Here is a 21,456-nt window from a genome sequence, read left to right as displayed (position 1 = left end):
GTTAACGTAGAACATATAACAAGTATATAAAATTGGAAGACCATGCCACTTAAAGAAAATACCAAAACACCTCCATTACCTACATGGTTTTGTCTCTCTAAATATAAGTTCATTGATGAGCTTACAAATGGAATTTTAGTGGATGAAGCTGTCGTAAGAGTAAAGGGCATTGAGGGTCTTTCGCGCCCTTTTAATAGGTTTTATCTCGGTAATAGTGATCTCAAACCAACAATGCTCCATGAACCCCTCCCGATTCATCTACCCGACCGAATACCTTGGGCAGAAGACCGAATGTTTAAACGAGACGGTGGTTTTCTTACACCAGCCGTTGCACTTGATCGCGCAAAACACTCTCGACACATGCGAATTCGATATGCTCCATCAGGATCGGGAGATTTTGAGCTTATCGTGAACCTAAGAAACTGGACTGATAAAGAGCTGCTTCAATTACTAGCCGAGCAATTACCATTCTTACGAGAAAAATTTAACACTCCAGAACCAGATAAAGGAGGCTTTGGAACAGCAGGACCTAGCACAATCAACAGACTAATAAACTATAAGGTGATACAAATGCTAGATCTTATGTTGTGGGCAAAGGCCCATGGCTTCCAATATAGCGCACCTCAGTTATCAAAAGCCCTATATCCTGACGAAAGGATAACAGCCAAGGTTATGCACGAAACTCGCATACCTTTTGCGCTGAACTTTGCCAATATAAAATACCTAGACACGTTATATTTTTGGTTAGATAGCAAAGGGGGCGATGGCAAAGTGAATGCCATGCGCCTCGCTCGCGATGAGAGCAGAAAGTGAACCTCAGCTAACCTAACTCATCACTAGGATAAGCTTCTTTACGATCTGAATCTCACATCCCGAAAAATAATTTTTTTGAAATTCGGATGTCAAAAATATCCAGATATCCATAATCGCCTCATCGAACACAGAGACCAAAGAGGACGATTATGGATATACACGCCCCGCAAACTAATACTCAACCTCGCCTCATCCGACTGAAGGAGGTGATCCAAAAAACCGGTTTAAGCAAGAGCAGCATTTACGACCTGATCGCTCGTGACCAGTTACCTAGACCCGTCCGTTTATCACCAGCGGGAGGGAGATCTGTCGCCTTTGTGGAATCCGAGATAGACACTTGGATTGCGGAGCGCATTGCCGCTCGCCATGCGGAATAGGGGGGACTAAAAATGACCAAAAAAAAAGCCGCGCCGCAGAACGGCACGACCCAGTTTGAACACCCGAAGAATACCACCTTATGTACTGGCCCAACAGTTACCGGGCAGCTCGCGCAAGTGCTGACCATCCTTCGAAAGGGGCCAACCTCTAGCTTAGATTTCATCCATAAGCACAACATCTTGAGAGCTCCTGCTAGGATTTTGCAACTGCGGCAAAAGGGGTTCAATATCACGACCCATATACAGTCACACTTGCTGTATCGTGACCATATATACAAGAACACTGCTACCTATGTGCTAGGACAGCCCGAATGGTCATCCCCCTCCCAATCTGACAACGACGCAACCACCAGCTAACTCCGCTAGAGACCAACACCATGACGATGAACATCAATGGGCATAGCGCTCAGGGCGAAGCCTTGCCAAAAATCGGGAAACATAGCCTCAGAATCCTCCAGATAAAGGCTAATTTTGATGCCCGGGCCTGCAATAAGCTGGCGGCAGTTCAGACCGGGAGTGAGGGATGAGCAAAGCAGGATTCGTCTCGGATGTGGCCGCTGCTGCTAGCGGTCACTGGCCCGATCTGCTTACGGCTGTGGGGATCGACACCCCACACAGGGGTAAGCATGGCCCCTGCCCTGCCTGTGGTGGCAAAGACCGATTTCGGCTCGATAACAAGGGTGGGCGCGGCACTTGGATTTGTAACCAGTGCGGTGCCGGGGATGGGCTGACGTTGGTTAGCTTGGTGACTGGCAAGCCGATCAAGGAGGCTGCTGAGCTGATAGCCCCGCTGGTAGGAGTGTCTGCAGGTGGTCTGGATACTGCTGAACGGGAACACATCCACCAGCAACAAAGGGCCAAAACTGAACAGGAAGGCAGACTGGTAGAGCAAAAACGCAAGAAGGCTGCCCGCCACGCCGCTGCCATCATGGCCGACTGCGGACAAGGCCATCCCTTATACCTTGAACGCAAGGGGTTAGGTGCTCACCTGTGCGCAGTAAACAAAACCTTGATCCAGATTGGAGATGAAGTGTTTTCACCGGGGTGCGCTGTTGTACCGCTGGAAAATGAAGCGAAGCAGCTGGTGAACGTCCAGCTAATTCGCGGCGATGGCATAAGGCGTTACCTAGTAGGTGGCCAGAAGCAACAAGCTTTCCACCGCATCGAAGGCGGGGAGCTGGTAGCAGTGGCTGAGGGATATGCGACAGGGTTGTCTGTTCACCTAGCTACCGGGGCAACCGTCTATTGTGCGATGGATAGCGGCAACCTGTTAAACGTGGCGGAAATTATCCGCCGTCAGCACCCCACCGCCGAGATCATCATCGGCGGCGATCACGACCTAGACGAGGCAGGCCAGCGCAACGAGATCACCCAACGCCAGACAGAGGAAGCGGCCCTAGCTGTGGGGGCCCTGGTGGCCCTACCGCCCAGTCAGGGAGACTGGAACGATTACCACCAAGTCCACGGACTGACCAAGACACAAGAAGTAATCATGAGCGTCAGATCAATCACCACCAGCCCCCAAGGCCACGCCGCCAGCCAGAAAGAAGAAGCCGAGAGCGTCCCACTTCTCCCTATTAGTGAAGATGAGAAGACCGAGGAACAGGCGCTCCCAGTAGGATTCGAGATCAAGGGGGGTCGCCTTTGTGTGTGGGAGCTGGTGGGCCGGGGAGACAATGCTCGGCAAGAGTTGGTGCCCATATCAAGCCCAGTGCAAGTATTGGCTGAAACCAGTGATGAACATGGCCGGGGTTATGGCCGCCTTCTGGAATGGCAAGATAGCGCCGGACGGACGCGCCAGTGGGCTATGCCTATCCGTTCGCTGGTGCCGCGCAATGGTGAAGAGGTGTTCACTGCCCTTCTGGATGCAGGCTTGCCGTTTATAGAGCTGGGTCACAAGCGAAAGCTAACCGAGTACCTGATGGCTTGCCAGCCAGAGAGGCGGATCACCTGTGTAGAGCGAACCGGCTGGCATGGTAATGCCTATGTGCTGCCACAAGGGGCGATAGGGCTAGATGCCGAGGGAGTGATCCTGCAAACAGCGGGATACGCTGCCAGTGACTTCACCGAGCGAGGCACCTTGGCCGAGTGGCAACAGGAGGTTGCAGCACTGGCCGTGAGTAACTCCCGGCTCTGCTTTGCACTGTCACTGGCTTTCGCAGCCCCACTGCTCACGTTAGTGGGAATGGAAGGAGGTGGCTTTCACCTCAAGGGGGAGAGCACAGACGGCAAAACAACCATCATGAAGGCCGCTGCCAGTGTCTACGGTCACCCAGATCGTTACAGCCAGACTTGGCGGGCAACAGGTAACGCTATTGAGGGGATCGCCAGTCGGCGCAATGACGCCCTGCTCTGCTTGGACGAACTGGGAGAGCTTGACGGTAAAGACGCCGGGCAAGTGGCCTACATGCTGGCAAACGGACAAGGCAAGGGCCGGAGCAAACAGGACGGTGAGTTGAGGGAGCGTAAGGCGTGGCGCTTGCTGTTTCTCTCCACTGGTGAATTGAGCCTTGAAGATCATGCAGCCAGTGCTGGCCAGCGCACCCAGGCAGGAATGGAGGTGCGAACCATCCAGATCCCGAGCGACACCGGCCACCATGGGGCGTTTGAATGGCTGCATGGCATGGAGGGCGGACGTATCTTTGCCGATACCCTCAAGGCCAACGCAGAACGCCAACATGGCACAGCCTTTCGTGCCTTGGTGGAAGGGCTGGCACTCGATCTGGATACACACCGCGAACGCTTGGCGAGCGAGATCAAGCTCCTTGCCAGTGAGCTAACGCCAAAGGGGGCAGGCAACCAAGTAGGACGAGCTATCAACCGGTTCGCGCTGGTGGCCGCTGCCGGTGAACTGGCGACCCGACTTGGCGTAACGGGTTGGCCAGAGGGTGAGGCGATCAGGGCAGTGCGGGCTTGTCTCAAGGCGTGGCTGGTGGAACGGGGCCACCTTGGCAACAAAGAAGACGCCGCCACCCTGGAGCAAGTACGCGGGTTCGTTACTGCCCACCAATACACCCGCTTTGCTGACTGGCTCGACGTCAATCATCGACCTGCCAATATGGTGGGCTATCGCAAGGCCGGGTCTGATGGAGTGAGCTTCTTTGTGTTGCCGCCCGGCTGGGGCGAGCTCACCAAAGGGCGCGATCCAAAGCGAGCCGCGCAACTGTGCATGGATGCTGGCTATCTACTGGCAAGCAAAGATAGGAGGCGTTTACAGCGACAAGTTCGATTGCCAGGCATGGGTAGTCGAGTATGGGTGTACATGCTAACAGAGCGAGTATTAGCCGGTGAGGCATGCGGCCCGGAGGATCGCGATTAGGGCTAGCCAGAGGTAAGTGGTGGCCGAGTTTTCCCCTTTTTGGGCACTCCGGTACTCGCAAATAAGCAACGCAAACACCTTGGTGACACTGATGACGCTACCACCAAACAGCGCTGTAAGCCCTATGAATAAAGGGATTGTGCTGTCACCACTTTAGTGGATTGATGGTGGTGACAAAGTGGTGACAGTGATGACGTTCACTATATGTCACCACCAGTCACCATTCGATTTACTACTGGGTGGTGACAGACAAACTCAGTTGTGGCGCGGATTTATGAGCGTTGTAACCATGTCACCACTGTCACCATCTTTTTCATATATAGAGTGAAATAGAACGGCCGATCAGTTCGATAGATAGCTAGAGGCGTGGGATGCACACCACAACTTGGAGAAGAAACGAATGTTCTCGGAGATTCATAAAATGTTCGCCAAGGAGATGGCGAAAGAGGAAAAACTGCGGCAGCAGGAGCAAAAAAGAGCCGAAAGACAAAGCAAAATTCTGCATAAAATTTGCAAACCAGCCCCTGGTGTTGCGCTCATCACTCCATTCTGGGAAACCTGGGCAAGAAAAACCGGGCAGTTTAACCGGCGCAGCTTGGAACGAGCAGAAAGAAACCGGGCCATTGCCAAATTGGGGCCGATTAATCACTTGGCACACCTTGTCTGCGCAATGGAATGGCACCCCCATCATGCCCACATTCTGATCGTGGCTACAGACCCTGGTGTTAGCAATGAGGAACTGACAGATTTCTACAACTTGGATCACTCAAATCACAGGATGGTTTTTCGCCGTTTGAATACGGTCTTGAAACCGGTGGGTTGGCGTTTCGCCTCATACCCTAGGGGAGCTCTAAATGAACCATGGGGTTGGGCGTTGGAAAAAATCCCTGTGTGATCATCCCTAAAAGGATCACTTTATCTGTTACAAGCGATCCTAATTACAGAATGTGACCGTACTTTCTCACAACCCAATGATTACGAGGGCCGTAGCCCTACCTGTGCTTCAAAATGCGACAAAATGATCACTTTTTGCCAATTCTACCCTGGTGCCAAAATAGGATCGTTTTTCTCATGCCTCATCGGCGCCAAACCCACATCAGGCAAGGAATCACCTACAAAAACGATCGTCATGGGGATGATCACTTTTGCTCTCCACTAAGCAATCGTTTTTCTGACCTAGAAAAAGTGTTTTGATCTGACCGCCAGTCTGCTCATAGGCGGCAAACCCAACAGTGGCAAGGGATTGAACTGTGGGGGCCTAGTACCCACACCTGCAACCTAGGCACAAAAAACACAAAATCATTTGTCCCGTTACAAGTGATCATTTCGGTTGCTCAATTATCGACCGTTAAAATTCGTGTTGGCCTGCAACGACCATTATCATCCTGTATCCGTATGCAACCATGCAGGCACACAATGCAAAAAGAGAGTTTTACGATTGGTTTTCCATTCGAGATACACGATACGCTGGAGAGATTTTCCCCGGCCCTAAAGGCAAACGTGGCCTCCGATTTCCTTACCGCAGACGACATTTGGCTCGAGTTTTGGCCGTGTCTCGACCCACAACCAAAACGAGCTGAATTACTGGCGATCAAGGCCCAGTTTATGGCTGCTATCGACGCTTATCTCATCTAGCTAATCCACCCCGTACCACTGGCTTGTCAGTCAAGAACAAGCCAGCAAAAGCGCTCCTCCTTGATCTTCATCCCATCTCGCTCCAAAAGCATCCATAACGGTTTATGAGACCCGAGCAAGACGGTAGAATGTCCGCCCACTCAATCCATTGATAGTAACTGCCTGCTCTGGCTGGCGGTTGCTTTTTGCAGTAACGGATGCCCTTCATGTTTGAGCAAGCCTTCAACAAGATCGATCAGGCCCGGCACTCATTACTGCTGCTCGGGCAGGAACTTTGAACACAACATGGATGTAGCACCCCGTCAGGTCTTCGCCATCAAGGCGCTGGACTCCGGTTTTTTTCTGAAAAATAGAAGTAAGAGAACACAGATACATGGCTAAATCGCCCGCCAAGAAAGCCAGCAAAGGCTTTGAAGAGACCCTCTGGGATACCGCCAACCAGCTGCGTGGCAGCGTGGAATCCTCCGAATACAAGCACGTGGTGCTGAGCTTGGTATTCCTGAAGTTTATCAGCGACAAGTTCGAGGCCAAGCACGCACAGCTGATCGCCAACGGCCAAGAGGCCTTTGTCGATATGGATGTGTTCTACCAGCAAGACAATATGTTCTTCCTGCCCGAAGCGGCCCGTTGGTCATACATCTGTGCCCGTGCCAAGCAGGATGATATCGCCGTCATTATCGATACGGCCCTCTCAACCATCGAGAAACGCAACGCCTCGCTGGCCAATGCCCTGCCCGATAACTACTTCTCCCGGTTGGGGCTGGATGCGACCAAGCTCGCGTCCCTCATCGACAGCATCGAGAACATCGACACCCTCGCCAATGAATGCGACCTGACCGAAGAGGATCTGGTGGGCCGGGTCTACGAATACTTCCTCGGCAAGTTTGCCGCCAGTGAAGGCAAGGGCGGCGGCGAGTTCTATACCCCCAAAGCCGTGGTCACCCTGCTTGCCGAGATGCTTGAACCCTACCAGGGCAAGATCTATGACCCCTGCTGTGGCTCGGGCGGCATGTTCGTCCAGTCCCTCAAGTTTGTGCAAAGCCATCAGGGCAAGAGCCAGGATATCGCCATCTACGGTCAGGAGCTGACCAGCACCACCTACAAGCTGGCCAAGATGAACCTGGCGGTGCGCGGTCTTTCCGGCAATCTGGGGGAGCGCCCGGCCGATACCTTCTTTGCCGACCAGCACCCGGATCTCAAAGCCGACTTCATCATGGCTAACCCGCCCTTCAACCTGAAGGATTGGCGCAACGAGGTGGAGCTCACCAACGACCCGCGCTTTGCCGGCTTCCGTACCCCGCCAACCGGTAACGCCAACTACGCCTGGATACTCCATATGCTCTCCAAGCTCTCCGAGGATGGCATCGCGGGTTTTGTGCTGGCCAACGGCTCCATGAGCTCAAACTCCAGTGGTGAAGGGGAGATCCGCCAAAAGCTGATTGAAGATGACCGCATCGAATGCATGATCGCTCTGCCGGGCCAGCTGTTCTACACCACCCAGATCCCGGTTTGCCTGTGGTTTATCAGCAAGAGCAAACAGGCCAGCGTCAAATATGGCTATCGCGATCGCCGTGGCGAGACCCTATTTATCGATGCCCGCAACCTCGGTACCATGATCAGCCGCACCCAGAAAGAGCTGACGACTAGCGATATAGCCACCATCGCCGATACCTTCCACGCCTGGCGCAGTGATGAGGACGAACTCAAGCGCCGTATTGAGGCAAAAGAGATCAGTGTCGAGCAGTATCAAGACCAGGCCGGTTTCTGCAAGGCAGCAACCCTGGATGAGATAAAGGCCAACGACTATGTGTTGACCCCGGGCCGCTATGTGGGGGCCGCCAGCATTGAAGATGATGGCATTGCCTTTGAGACCAAGATGCAGGAACTAACTCAAATCCTCTATCGCCAAATGGACGAGGCAGCCGAGCTAGATCGGGCTATCCGTCAAAATATGGAGGGGCTGGGTTATGGAGAGTAAAAATCCCTATTTCTCAAGCTGTAATGGCTGGGATGTGGCTTTCTTAAAAGACATATCTCTTAAAATTGGTTCTGGTTCAACTCCTCGTGGGGGGGAGTCTGCGTATATTTCTGAACGTACGAACTTTGCATTTATAAGAAGTCAGAATATCTATGACTTCACATTTGATGTGAATGGCTTGAGGTTTATATCTGATGAAGATGCAAACAAGCTAAAAGGGGTTCATCTCCAAAAAGATGATGTACTTCTCAATATCACCGGTGATGGCGTGACATTCTCGCGTTGCTGCTTAGTACCAGAAGAAATTCTACCGGCTGCAGTTAACCAGCATGTGGCAATAATTAGACTGGATACAACTAAATGCTTGCCTGGCTATCTAATGGCCTATCTATGCTTACCTGAAACCAAATCATACATTGAAAGCTTCAATGCAGGTGGAAGCAGAAGGGCGATTACAAAAGGACATATAGAAAGCTTCGAAGTCCCTCTTCCTCCGATGATTATTCAGGAACATATATCCAGAGTTACTCTTGGATTGTTGGCAAAACAATATATTAATATCCAACTTAACCAAACACTAGAACAGATGGCGCAGGCATTGTTTAAGTCGTGGTTTGTGGACTTCGATCCCGTGGTTGATAACGCGCTGGATGCAGGCTTCTTCGAGCAAGATTTAGCCTTGCCTGACGAGCTGCTGCGCCGTGCCGAGGCCCGCAGAACGGTACGTGAAAGTGGTAACCTCAAGCCACTGCCAGATGCTACTCGCCAACTGTTCCCCGCCGCCTTTGAAGAGTGCGCAGAGCCTGCTCTTGGCCTCGGTGGCTGGGTGCCACAGGGGTGGGAACATGGATGCGTAGCAGATGTGGCTCGTTATAGTACCAAGCGTATTGATACCGAAGAGCTAACGCTTGAGAACTATATATCTACAGAAAATATGCTCGCAGATAGAAAAGGTTTTCAGTCAGCGGCTAATTTGCCAACCGTTAATAGTGTCCCTGCATACACGACGGGCAGCATTCTCATTTCCAACATCAGGCCTTATTTCAAAAAAATATGGCTTGCTAATGGTAACGGTGGCCACTCCAACGATGTGCTTGGGTTCGAGGCAAAAAACGCTGACACAGAATGTTACGTATTTAACTTGATGTATCAAGACTCATTCTTTGATTTCATGATGGCCACCTCCAAAGGTTCAAAAATGCCAAGGGGAGATAAGAAAGCCATTTTGGAATGGGGACTCATCGTACCGCCATTAAATTTGAGACTGTTCTTTTCCGAAAAAGTGAGCAATTTTTATACATCATCATATGGTCGTCACCATGAAAACATAACGCTTGCTCAACTCCGCGACACGCTGCTTCCCAAGCTCATTTCCGGCGAGCTACGTCTCGATCAAATTGAGGCTGACTTTGCCAAGGAAGGGGTGGCCTAAACCGGTGGGCTGCGTCGCAATAGCTGCGCCGCCCCTTCGCCATCACCGATACGCCCAGCGTTAACGAACCCATTTTGAGCAAATAGAAGAAGCCATTGCCATGAGCCATATTTTCACGGAAGCAAAACTGGAACAGGCCATTATCGCCCTGCTGGGGCAGCATCTTAACTCAGCTGGCCAGCCCTGTTACCCCCACTATGTCGGTAGCGATGTGCCACGCAAGGATAAGAGCGAGGTGCTGATTGCTGATGACCTGCGCCAGTACCTTGCTCGCCAATATCAGGCCGATGGCATTACCGAGGGTGAAATTGCAGCCATTCTGCATCTGTTGCAGACCCTGCCTGCCAGTGACCTGTACCAGAGCAATAAAACCTTCTGCCATTGGCTCAGTAATGGCTTCTTGCTCAAGCGCGAAGGCCGGGATCAGAAAGACCTCTATATCGAGTTGATGAACACCCACGCCTTGCCCAGCCAGCTGGCCAGGCTGTTCGTGGGGCAAGAGGATGTGATCGCCGAAGCCGACCACAATATCTATCGGGTGGTGAATCAGCTCGAGATCGAAGGCCAGACCCGCGATGGCGGGCTACAGACCCGCATTCCCGATGCCATCCTCTACGTCAATGGCCTGCCGCTGGTGGTGTTCGAGTTCAAATCAGCGGTGCGCGGTGAAGAAGCCACCACCTATGACGCCTGGCGCCAGCTCTGCGTGCGCTACCGGCGCGATATTCCCAAGCTGTTCGTCTATAACGCCCTGTGTATCGTCAGTGATGGGGTGAACAACAAGATGGGCAACCTGTTCGCCCCCTACGAGTTCTACTATGCCTGGCGCAAGGTCACCGGTAACGAGTCCACAGAGCAGGAGGGTATTAACGGTCTCTACACCCTGATCCAGGGACTGTTTCACCCGGTGCGGCTGCTCGATGTGCTGAAGAACTTCGTCTTCTTCCCTGACACATCCAAGAGTGAAACCAAGATCTGTTGCCGTTATCCGCAGTATTACGCGGCCCGCAAGCTCTACTACAACATCAAAAAAGAGCGCAAACAGCTGGTGAGCCGCCCTGACAGCACCGGGGTGATGGTGGTAGAAAATCACGGAGGTAGCGGTAAGGGTGGCACCTACTTTGGCGCCACCGGCTGCGGCAAGAGCTACACCATGCAGTTTTTGGCGCGCCTCTTGATGAAGAGCATCGATTTTGCCAGCCCGACCATCATCCTCATTACCGACCGTACCGATCTCGATGAGCAGCTATCCAAGCAGTTCTGCAGCGCCACCGCCTTTATCGGCGATGCGGTGATTGAGCCGGTCACCAGCCGTCAGGATCTGCGTGACAAGCTGGCTGGCCGCGCCAGTGGCGGGGTATTCCTCACCACCATTCACAAGTTCACCGAAGATATCCAAAAGCTCTCTGATCGCAGCAATATCATCTGTATCTCTGATGAGGCCCACCGCAGCCAGATCAACCTCGATTTGAAGCTCACCTTCGACCAAGAGAAGGGAACCATCAAAAAGACCTATGGCTTCGCCAAGTACCTGCACGACTCGCTACCCAACGCCACCTATGTGGGCTTTACCGGCACCCCTATCGACGCCACCCTGGATGTATTCGGCCCCACCATCGACAGCTACACCATGACCGAGTCGGTCAACGACCAGATCACGGTACGTATTGTCTATGAAGGGCGCGCCGCCAAGGTGGTGCTCGATAACAGCAAGCTGGAAGAGATCGAACAGTACTATCAGGAGTGCGAAGCGCAGGGGGCCAGCGAGCACCAGATTGAAGAGAGCAAGAAAACCACGGCTAGCATGAACTCGATCCTGGGCGACCCGGATCGCATCGAGGCGCTGGCCAAGGACTTCGCCAAGCATTACGAGCAACGGGTGGCGGAAGGCTCGACCGTCAAAGGCAAGGCGATGTTTGTCTGTGCTAGCCGGGAGATTGCCTATGCCTTCTATCAGAGCCTTAATGCTCTGCGGCCCAAGTGGTTCGAGCCCAAACTGGCCAGCGATGGCGTCTCCCTCTCAGAGCAAGAGGCCAAGGAGCTGATACGCCTGCCCCAGGTCAATATGGTGATGACCCGTGGCCAGGATGATGACGCGGTAATGTATGACCTGCTCGGCACCAAGGAGTATCGCCGGGAGCTGGACAAACAGTTCAAGAACCCCAAATCCAACTTCAAGGTCGCCATCGTGGTGGACATGTGGCTGACCGGCTTTGATGTGCCGGAGCTCGATACCATCTACATCGACAAGCCGCTGCAAAAGCACAACCTGATCCAGACCATCTCCCGGGTCAACCGCCGCTTTGAGGGCAAGGAGAAGGGGCTGGTGGTCGATTACATCGGGATCAAAAGCCGGATGAACATGGCGCTGGCCATGTACTCGAAGGCGGACAAGTCCAACTTTGAGGATGTTCAGCAGTCGCTGATCGAGGTGCGCAATCACCTACATCTGCTGGGCCAGGTGTTCCATACCTTCGATAACAGTGATTACTTCTCTGGCACGCCAACTCTGCAGCTCGACTGCCTAAACCGCGCCGCCGAGTTTGCCCTGCAGACCAAGAAGATTGAGCTGCGCTTTATGGGCTTGGTGAAACGGCTCAAGGCCGCCTATGACGTGTGCGTGGGCAGTGAGGAGATTGCCCAAGAGGAGCGCGAGCTGATCCACTTCTATCTGGCAGTGCGCTCCATCGTCTACAAGCTCACCAAGGGTGATGCGCCTGATACCGCACAGATGAACCAGAAGGTGCGGGAGATGATTGCCGAGGCCCTCAAGGCGGAAGGGGTGGAGGAGATATTCACCCTGGGTGAGGACAAGGCCGAGACCATCGATATTTTTGATGACGAGTACATGGCCCGCATCGGCAAGATCAAGCTGCCCAACACCCGGATGCAACTGCTGCAAAAGATGCTGGCCAAGGCCATCAGCGATTTTCAAAAGGTGAACCAGCTGCAGGGGATCAACTTCTCCAAACGCTTCCAGGCGCTGGTGGAACAGTACAACCAGCGTAAAGAGAACGACGTGCTCAACGGTGAAGAGTTCGATGCCTTCACCCAGCAGATGACCGACATGATCTACGACATCAAATCCGAGATGATGTCATTCGCCGATATTGGTATCGACATGGAGGAGAAGGCGTTTCTCGATATCCTCAAGCACATGTGCGTGAAGTACCAGTTCACCTATGACGAGGCCAAGATGCTGGAGCTGGCCAAGGAGATGAAGGTGACGGTCGATAACAACGCTCAGTATCCTGACTGGAGCAACCGCGACGATATCAAGGCCAAGCTGAAGGTTGACCTGATCCTGCTGCTACACAAATTCGGCTTCCCGCCAGTGGCCAACGACGAGGTCTACAAGAGCGTGTTAGAGCAGGCGGAGAACTTCAAGAAATACCAGGGCAGTTAAGCCCATGACCATTCGGGGTGGTAGCAGCGATGGCCGCTACCGCTCTCTTTCTTTTGCCGTATTGCAGACAGGCATAGCGGGATTGCCTGACCCCACATTTCCATAGCCTGCTTATCCAGGCGCATTTTGAGGCTGATTGTGTATGTCGGTTTTTTTGTTGACCTGGAATCCTGAGCAATTTTCTACCGGTGGTGATGGCAATGCAACCGGCCTACTGGACTATCACGAGGGCGATGAGATCCGCTGGTCTTGTCGAAGTAAACAACCTCAATTTGGAGATACGGTTTATCTGATCCGCCTGGGTAAGGAGCCGCGCGGGATCATTGCCAAAGGGGTCGTCACCCAAGCCCGGTTTAGTGATTCAGACTGGAAAGATAAGGATCAGAACCGCTCTTACATCAAGTTTGAGTTGCAGGACTTGCGACAATCTTGCCAGGCGGGGTTATTGCCGATGTTGCTGCTAAAAGCAGCGCTGCCTGGCCAAACCTGGAGTTCGCAAACATCAGGCATTGCGATCAAACCTGATGTTACGGCCACGCTCGCGGATTTGTGGGAGGCCGGTAAGGATAACCACTCGTTAGTGCAGTTTATGCGTTGGACAAAAGAACATGATTTTAATCAGCGATGGTATGAGGATTATCAGGCTACCTGCCAATTAGCCGAAGAGATAAAACATGGTAAGCCAGTAACGGATGCCGATATCAATAAACTGTGGCGTGATAAATCCAATGGCATCGCCAGTGCTGGTCAAGGGTTAATGTATAACAAAGAGTTCAATAACAATATTGAATTCCTGCGCCAGCTAACCATGGAAATTATTCAGTCTCCTACTCAGGAAACCTATCATAAGGTATTTCAACGCTGGAAGAGTGACGGGACATTTGAACGGTATCTGAAGGTCGTCATTAACCGGGTGTTTGGTGCTGCATCTCCCAAAACTTACACCAGTATTGCTGATGGTTCTTGCCTTAAACCACTGTACCAAGGTCTTCAAAATCAATTTCAAATTGATATTAAACCACACGATGATTGGTTAGAGGACAATCAAACATTACTCGCGGCGGTGAACTCTATCGTCTCCAGTGAGTGGGATCTGTATACCCGTAATATCTTGCTATGGAACCTGTATGAATGGCTCACTGAGCCATCAAATGATGATAGTCATGGCCAATCCCATCAGGTTCATCAGGTCAAGGAGCGAGATGCAGACTATTTGACCAGCGCAGCGCCTACGGCCGGTTCACAGCCTAAAAATGTCATCTATTACGGGCCACCGGGAACCGGCAAAACCTACCGCTTGCAACAGCTGCAAGCACAGTACACCCATCGCCCGGCCGTGGTGGATGAGTCGCTGTGGCTGCGCGATAAATTGGCCCCCCTTAACTGGATGCAGGTGCTGGTGTTGTCATTGCTGAGTCTGGGCAAGCGTGCCAAAGTGGCCGAGATTGTGAGCTGTAAATACTTCCAGACCAAGGCGAGTATTAACGGGCGTACCGATAATCTGGCGCAAACGGCGTGGAGTTATCTGCAGAAATTTACCATCGCAGAGTCGGCAACGGTCAATTACAAGGGGCGCAGTGAACCCGGGGTCTTTGATAAATCAAGAGACGCCGTGTGGCAGTTGCTCGATGACCGGCTGGAGTTGGTGGATGAGGTGGTGCAGTTACATACTGAACTGATCCGCGGACCGCAATCCGCCGACGAAATCAAGCGTTATGTGACAACCACCTTTCATCAATCCTATGGTTACGAAGAGTTCATCGAGGGGTTGAGAGCGACAACTGACGATGAGGGTAATATTCACTATTCGGTTGAGCCGGGTGAATTCTTAAAGCTGTGTCACCGCGCCAAGCAAGACCCTTCGCATCAGTACGCAATCTTTATTGATGAGATCAACCGCGGCAATATTTCCAAGATTTTTGGTGAGCTCATTTCGCTGGTTGAGGTCGATAAACGGGCCGAGGGTCAGCATCCCATGGCCATTCAACTTGCCTACAGTGGCAAGCCATTTAGCGTGCCATCGAACGTCGATATCATCGGCACCATGAATACCGCCGATCGCTCTTTGGCATTGATGGATACCGCACTGCGCCGTCGCTTTGACTTCATTGAGATGATGCCTGATAGCAGTCTGTTTGCGGGTCATGATTCCATCGATATCGGCAACGGTAACAGACTCAGCCTTGGCAAGCTGCTTGATAGGCTCAATCAGCGTATTGAGGTGCTTTATGACCGCGAGCATACGTTGGGACATGCGTTCTTTTACCCGGCCTATCAGGCGGTGAAAAATGGCGATCACGCTGGCGCCTTGCTCGCACTCAAGGAGGCATTTCAGACCAAGGTGATCCCGCTACTGCAGGAGTACTTCTATGAGGATTGGCACAAGATCCGCCTGGTACTCGGGGATAACCAAAAGCGAGAAGTCAGTGGCAAAGAGTTGGCGGAGCTGCAATTTGTGCAACAGCGCCCGATCGACTTCAAGATGTTATTTGGCAATGACTATGAGCCGGATCAGTTCGGGGTGAACCAGCACCGTTATGAGCTGGCGGATCATGAGCATTCGGTGTGGGATGAGGGCATGGCCTATCTGGCAATTCATGACCCTGATGTGGCCCAACGGTACGTGCAGGATCACGCATCACAACCTTCTGCTGCGCAGGTAGAAGATGTCACTTCGTAACGATATTGCGCTGTTTGAGTACGCCTATCTGGTGAGCGAGGAGAGCGGTATTACCCCGATCCCGCATGAGGTGGAGGCAATTTCGCCCTTGGCGTTTCGTTACCTCAAGGAGATGGCACTGGGGAGCGGTCAGGATAATCGCCTGTTCCGGTTGTGCAAGAAACTCGGCGTGGAAGCGCTACAGGTACAAAATTATGCAGGGGTGATCTTCACCCCTGATGGTACTCAAGTTGAGGTGTTGCCCAAGCTGGGGAGGCCAGTTCAGGCCAATGATACCGCGCCCCCCTCCCCTGCCGCCCGCTGTGAAGAGGCCCGGCATGCGCTGTTGATCATGCTGCGAGCATTGCGGGAGTTTTCCCATCTTCAAACAACGAACGCCAACATCCGCCAGCAAAAAATGCCGTTGTTGGAGGTGTTCATTAGCCAATTTCTTGATTCGGTGAATACCCTGGTCAAGAAGGGGCTGCGCAGTGACTATGTTCGCTGTGAGGAGAATCTGAGCTACCTCAAGGGCAAGCTCAATACCGCCCGTCAGTTGCGTCAAAACATCATCACCAAACACAAGTTCCATTGTGAATATGATGAATTCTTAGTCGATCGCCCTGCCAACCGCCTGCTGCATTCGGCACTGGTTGCGCTGGCTGCCATCACGCGCAGTGGGAGTAACCAAAGGTTGCTGCAAGAGCTGACCTTTATCTTTTGCGAGGTTCCACTCAGTACCGACTACAAGTGCGATTTTGCCCGCTTGCGCATTGACCGGGGAATGAGCCATTACCAAACGCCGCTGGCATGGGCCAAATTGATTCTAGAGGGCTTTTCTCCACAAACCATGAGCGGGGGGCACCGGGCAATCTCATTGCTGTTCCCGATGGAGCGGGTTTTTGAAGACTATGTGGCGAAAACGCTGCGAGCCACACTCCCACCGCTGCTGACGTTAACCGCCCAAGCGCAGCGTAAACACCTGGTTTCCCATCATGACGCAGCATGGTTTCGGCTTAAACCCGATATGGTGATTGAGCAGGGCAGCAAGGTGATCAGCGTGCTGGATACGAAATGGAAGCTGCTAGACCCCGCGAAAGGGAACGGCACCGATAAGTACGATCTGCAGCAAGGTGATTTTTATCAGATGTTTGCCTATGGCCATCACTACTTTGATGACCCTGATGGGGACAGAGAGATGTTCCTGGTGTATCCAGCCCATAGCGCATTTCAGGAGCCGATAGCCCAGCCTTTTGATTTCCCCATTGCTGGCCACAAACCATTACGTTTATGGGTGGTGCCGTTTGTGATTGATGCCGTTGAGTCTCGCTTGATACTTCCTACTCAATGCCAGCTACAGCTGCGAAGTTTGCAGTGAAGCGTTCGTAGCAAGAACGGTGGTTACGTGACTACATGACTGGGTGAGCGATCGGCAAGGATTTGAACCCGCATCTTGTGAAGGCGGCTAGGCTACTGAATGTTATGGATGTGTCCTTTGAGAAGGAGTGGTTTTACAGCGTGTACCACCACATGTACCACCTCCACTCACACCTTAAAACACAAAACAAACAAAATCAGCACCTTACAATTAAAATTCAGACTCCCCCAGCCAAACGTTTGGAAAGGGCCGCTTCGCAAGAAGTGGCCCTTTTTATTTGTATCCTGTTTCCATCCCGTATCGAACGATTGAGCCTTTACTGACAGTTCATTCTGCTAACTCGCTGAGATGTGAGACAAATTTCCCCGAGATCTCCGGTTCCTCTCATGCCATCTACACCGTTTTTTGCCGGGTATTCGCCCTCCATCCCGCACGCCAGACGAGGAATAAAACGGCGCTTGGCCCTGCCGCTTATTGTGTCTCCTGTGCCTGGGCGCAGACCCAGTCGATAAAGGCCTGGATCTTGGGGCACTCGCGGTTGGGCAAGGTTGCTATGTAGTAACGCTGCTCGCAGCGCACCTCCATGCCAGAGAAAGGGGCAACCAGTTCATGTCTGGCCAGCCGCTTGCTCACCAGGTTCTTGCGGCCCATGGCGACCCCGGCGTGATTCATGGCGGCGATAATGGCGAGATCGGAGCGATCGAACCCCATGTTCGACTGGCAGGCGTCGAGGGAGATGCCGCACTGGCGAGCCCAACTGCTCCACTCGTCGCTGTCCGAGTCATAGCCCCAGGCCTGCCTGTCGTGCAGCAGGCGACAGCAAGGCAAGTGGTCAGGATTGTCCAGCAGCCCATGCTGCTCGGCATATTCGGGGCTGCAGACCGGCACCATGTACTCATCCATCAGCGGGTGGATGGCGAGCCGCTCAGGGAGTTTGTCATCGAAATAGATCGTCAGATCTATGCCATAGCCGTGCAGATTGATGTTCTCGTTACCTGTCATGACGTTGAGATCGATCTGGGGATGCAGGCGAGAAAAATCCGCGAGTCTGGGCACCAGCCAGCACTGGGCTATGGAGGGGCGGGAGTAGACGGTCAGGGAACCGGACAGTTCCTGATGCTTGATCTCCAGGATCTCCTGATTGATGAACTCCAGCGAGGACTTGAGCGCCCAGAAGACTCGTTGCCCCTCTGCGGTCAGCATCACCTTGCGGTGAAAGCGCTGGAACAGCTTGAAACCAAGCTCCTCTTCCAGCGCACTGATCCTGTGGCTCACCGCACTGGGGCTCAGCGCCAGCTCATCCGCCGCTAGGGCAAACGAGCTATGACGGGCCGCCGCCTCGAAGGTATGCAGCTTGGAGAGCTGATAACCATTTAGCAGCTTGTTTCTCGATACGTAGTTGTCTTCGGTATACATCTGGCACGCCTCTTCGCCCCCAAAAAACGCACAGATGATAGCCAGAAATCCCATCTTTGGATGCAACCAAACAACCCAAATCCCATAAAATCCGATAAACGTGATGAATGTGGCACCTTTGCATCAATCATGCTCACCCAAGACGCCATTTTCATCATTTGTCAGCCGCCCGTCATTTTCATTCAATAGGCGCCTAATCATCACTCATGACACATAGAGGCGCAGTATGAATTCTGAAGTGTGGGTCGTCGGTACCTTGCTGACTAGCATCATTCTGATTGTCTTCACCATAGTGAAGGGCAAGGTGCATCCTTTCTTGGCTTTGCTGCTGGCGAGCTTCTATGTGGGCACCATGATGGGGATGAACCCGGTCAAGATGGTCAACGCCATGGAGGAAGGCATAGGCGGCACCCTGGGCTTTCTCGCCGCCGTCATCGGCCTTGGCACCATACTCGGCAAGATGATGGAGGTATCGGGGGCGGCGGAGCGCATCGGGCTCGCCCTGCAAAAGTGCCGCTGGCTCTCGCCTCAGGTCATCATGGTGCTGGTCGGTCTGGTGTGTGGCATCACGTTGTTTGTCGAAGTGGGAGTCGTACTGCTCATTCCCCTTGCCTTCTCCATCGCCCGCAAGACCAGGACCTCGCTGCTGACGCTGGCCATCCCGCTCTGCACCGCCCTGATGGCTGTGCACTGCATAGTGCCGCCCCACCCGGCCGCGCTCTACGTCACCAATCAGCTGGGTGCCGACATAGGTTCCGTCATCGTCTACGGTCTCGCGGTCGGGCTGTTTGCCTCCCTGGTCGGCGGCCCGCTGTTTTTGAAGCTGCTCGGTAAACGGGTACCGTTCAAGGAGGTGCCCGCCGCCTTTGCGAATATAGAGGCGCGCAACGAGGCAAGCCTCCCGACCTTAAGTGCCTCTCTCTTCACCGTGCTGCTGCCCATACTGCTGATGCTGGCCAAGACGGTGGCCGAGCTCAACATGGATCACGCAAGCCACCTCTACACAGTGCTGGAGTTTATCGGCAACCCCATCACCGCCATGTTCATCGCCGCCTTCACCGCCTACTACGTGCTGGGGATCCGTCAGCGCATGAAGATGGAAGGGCTGCTGGACAAGACAGAGGAGTGCTTCTCCTCCATCGCCAACATCTTGCTCATCATAGGGGCGGGCGGCGCCTTCAACGGCGTGCTCAAGGCGAGCGGCCTGGGGGACAGCCTGGCGACCATCCTCTCCCAGCTGGACATGCACCCTATCCTGCTGGCCTGGCTGGTGGCCATAGTGCTGCACGCAGCCGTCGGCTCGGCCACGGTCGCCATGATGGGGGCCACCGCCATCGTCTCCCCCATCATGGTGCACTACCCCGAGATAAGCCCCGAGATCATGACGCTCGCCATCGGCTCCGGCGCCATTGGCTGCACCATGGTGACCGACTCCCTGTTCTGGCTGGTCAAGCAGTATTGCGGCGCCACCCTGAATGAAACGCTCAAGTACTACACTACCGCCACCTTTGTCGCCTCCCTGATGGCGCTGGCCGGTACCTTCCTGCTCTCCTATATCCTGTAACAAGACCGAGACTCCTATGAAAAAGAACGACATTTCGCATCTCATCGCTCAATTTCCGCTGGTTCGCTCCCTGATCGCACTCGAGCCCGTGACCTGGTTCAACCCCAAGGCCAGCACGCTGGCGGTTGGCCTGCCCCATGTGGGACTGGATGGCAGCGATGTGGCGGATGCCTCCGCCCGGCTTGCCCGCTTCGCCCCCTACATGTGTGAAGCCTTCCCCGAGACCCGCGCCAGCAAGGGCATTCTGGAGTCCGAGATCGCCGCCATCCCGGCGATGCAGGCAACGCTCAATACGCGTTACGGTGTCGAGGTCACCGGCAAGCTGCTGCTGAAAAAAGACAGTCACCTGCCCATCTCCGGCTCCATCAAGGCACGCGGCGGCATCTACGAGGTCCTGACCCACGCTGAACGGCTGGCAATCAAGGCCGGGTTGCTGTGCGAAGAAGACGACTATCGCAAGCTGTTCAGCGAAGAGTTCCGCCAGTTCTTCGGCCAGTACAGCATTGCCGTGGGCTCCACCGGCAACCTCGGCATGTCCATCGGCATCATGAGCGCCAAGCTCGGCTTTACCGTCACAGTCCACATGTCTGCCGATGCGCGGGAGTGGAAGAAGCGCAAGTTGCGTGAACACGGGGTCATAGTGGTGGAATACGCCGAGGATTACGGGATGGCGGTGGAGCAGGGCCGCAAGGAGGCCGAACGCGACCCCAACTGCTTCTTTATCGACGACGAGAACTCCCGCACCCTGTTCCTCGGCTACTCGGTAGCGGGCGAGCGGGTGAAAAAGCAGTTCGATGAGATGGGCATCAAGGTGGATGCCGAACACCCGCTGTTCGTCTATCTGCCTTGCGGCGTCGGCGGCGGCCCCGGCGGCGTGGCCTTTGGCCTGAAACTCGCGTTCGGGGACCACGTACACTGCCTGTTTGCCGAACCCACCCACTCCCCCTGCATGCTGCTGGGGGTCCACACCGGCCTGCACGATCAGATTTCGGTGCAGGATCTGGGTATTGACAACCTCACCGCCGCCGACGGTCTGGCGGTGGGGCGCGCTTCCGGCTTCGTCGGCCGCGCCATGGAGCGGCTGTTGGATGGCTTCTATACCCTGAGCGATCAAGAGATGTATGATCTGCTGGGGCTGCTGGCACGGGATGAGCAGATCAAACTCGAACCCTCGGCGCTGGCCGGCATGCCGGGCCCGTGGCGAGTGACGGCTGATCGCGAGTGGCAGATGGCGCACGGCTTCGATGCCGCGACCCTGGCCCGGGCCACCCATCTGGTATGGGCCACCGGCGGCGGCATGGTGCCCGCCGAGGAGATGGAAAAATACCTAGCCACCGCCAAAATTTGATCTTTTTTCACCCGAAAAACCTGCCACTCTGGCGGGTTTTTCTCTTCATGGATCAGCAAGATGGCACATCCTTTGCGCTGAACATGAGCACGTCACGTCTCCTCCTTCGGCTGCCAATCCCCCCAAGTTGG

At 53.8% G+C, this 21,456-nt stretch carries 13 protein-coding genes; 12 read left to right on the top strand and 1 reads right to left on the bottom strand.

The genetic code is table 11. The features are described from left to right. Positions 1-42: 42 nt before the first annotated feature. From AACX78_RS08345 to AACX78_RS08305, 10 genes are all read left to right on the top strand, one after another. Positions 43-813, top strand: coding sequence for a DUF6387 family protein (locus tag AACX78_RS08345; RefSeq protein WP_159165914.1), 771 nt, complete (start codon positions 43-45; stop codon positions 811-813). 149 nt (positions 814-962) lie between these two features. Continuing rightward, the gene (locus AACX78_RS08340; protein ID WP_159165913.1) at positions 963-1,190 is read left to right on the top strand and encodes a helix-turn-helix transcriptional regulator; all 228 of its coding nucleotides are present in this window, start codon (positions 963-965) and stop codon (positions 1,188-1,190) included. Between the two features lie 12 nt (positions 1,191-1,202). Then, positions 1,203-1,547, top strand: a complete 345-nt coding sequence (locus AACX78_RS22175; RefSeq protein ID WP_159165912.1) for a helix-turn-helix domain-containing protein — start codon at positions 1,203-1,205, stop codon at positions 1,545-1,547. Positions 1,548-1,713: 166 nt separating this feature from the next. Beyond that, the gene (locus tag AACX78_RS08335; protein ID WP_159165911.1) at positions 1,714-4,509 is read left to right on the top strand and encodes a DUF927 domain-containing protein; all 2,796 of its coding nucleotides are present in this window, start codon (positions 1,714-1,716) and stop codon (positions 4,507-4,509) included. A gap of 400 nt (positions 4,510-4,909) precedes the next feature. Then, on the top strand, positions 4,910-5,404 hold the full coding sequence (locus AACX78_RS08330) for a hypothetical protein (RefSeq protein ID WP_159165910.1): 495 nt from the start codon (positions 4,910-4,912) through the stop codon (positions 5,402-5,404). A 1,113-nt stretch (positions 5,405-6,517) separates the two neighbouring features. Continuing rightward, entirely contained in the window at positions 6,518-8,122 is a 1,605-nt protein-coding gene (locus AACX78_RS08325; protein ID WP_159165909.1) for a type I restriction-modification system subunit M, read from the top strand. Next, on the top strand, positions 8,112-9,554 hold the full coding sequence (locus tag AACX78_RS08320; RefSeq protein ID WP_159165908.1) for a restriction endonuclease subunit S: 1,443 nt from the start codon (positions 8,112-8,114) through the stop codon (positions 9,552-9,554). Before AACX78_RS08325 ends, AACX78_RS08320 begins: the two co-directional genes overlap by 11 nt. Before the next feature lie 100 nt (positions 9,555-9,654). After that, positions 9,655-12,960 (top strand): type I restriction endonuclease subunit R, encoded by a 3,306-nt coding sequence (locus AACX78_RS08315; RefSeq protein ID WP_159165907.1) that lies wholly within the window; start codon positions 9,655-9,657, stop codon positions 12,958-12,960. A gap of 142 nt (positions 12,961-13,102) precedes the next feature. Then, on the top strand, positions 13,103-15,640 hold the full coding sequence (locus AACX78_RS08310; protein WP_159165906.1) for an McrB family protein: 2,538 nt from the start codon (positions 13,103-13,105) through the stop codon (positions 15,638-15,640). Continuing rightward, positions 15,627-16,997, top strand: coding sequence for an McrC family protein (locus tag AACX78_RS08305; RefSeq protein WP_159165905.1), 1,371 nt, complete (start codon positions 15,627-15,629; stop codon positions 16,995-16,997). Before AACX78_RS08310 ends, AACX78_RS08305 begins: the two co-directional genes overlap by 14 nt. A gap of 471 nt (positions 16,998-17,468) precedes the next feature. On the opposite strand, the gene dsdC is transcribed toward AACX78_RS08305, so the two are convergent. Next, the gene (gene dsdC, locus AACX78_RS08300) at positions 17,469-18,413 is read right to left on the bottom strand and encodes a DNA-binding transcriptional regulator DsdC (protein ID WP_159165904.1); all 945 of its coding nucleotides are present in this window, start codon (positions 18,411-18,413) and stop codon (positions 17,469-17,471) included. A gap of 226 nt (positions 18,414-18,639) precedes the next feature. On the opposite strand from dsdC, the gene dsdX reads away from it, so the two are divergent. Together dsdX and AACX78_RS08290 are read left to right on the top strand one after the other, a co-directional pair. Continuing rightward, positions 18,640-19,977, top strand: a complete 1,338-nt coding sequence (gene dsdX / locus AACX78_RS08295; protein WP_159165903.1) for a D-serine transporter DsdX — start codon at positions 18,640-18,642, stop codon at positions 19,975-19,977. 16 nt (positions 19,978-19,993) lie between these two features. Next, on the top strand, positions 19,994-21,325 hold the full coding sequence (locus tag AACX78_RS08290; RefSeq protein WP_159165902.1) for a D-serine ammonia-lyase: 1,332 nt from the start codon (positions 19,994-19,996) through the stop codon (positions 21,323-21,325). The last annotated feature ends 131 nt before the right edge of the window (positions 21,326-21,456 follow it).

Origin of the sequence: Aeromonas sp. 9A, from assembly GCF_963900955.1 — a bacterium.
Taxonomy (GTDB): Bacteria; Pseudomonadota; Gammaproteobacteria; order Enterobacterales; family Aeromonadaceae; genus Aeromonas; species Aeromonas salmonicida.
The sequence above is the reverse complement of the archived record's forward strand: the minus strand, read 5'-3'. Positions and strand labels throughout refer to the sequence as shown.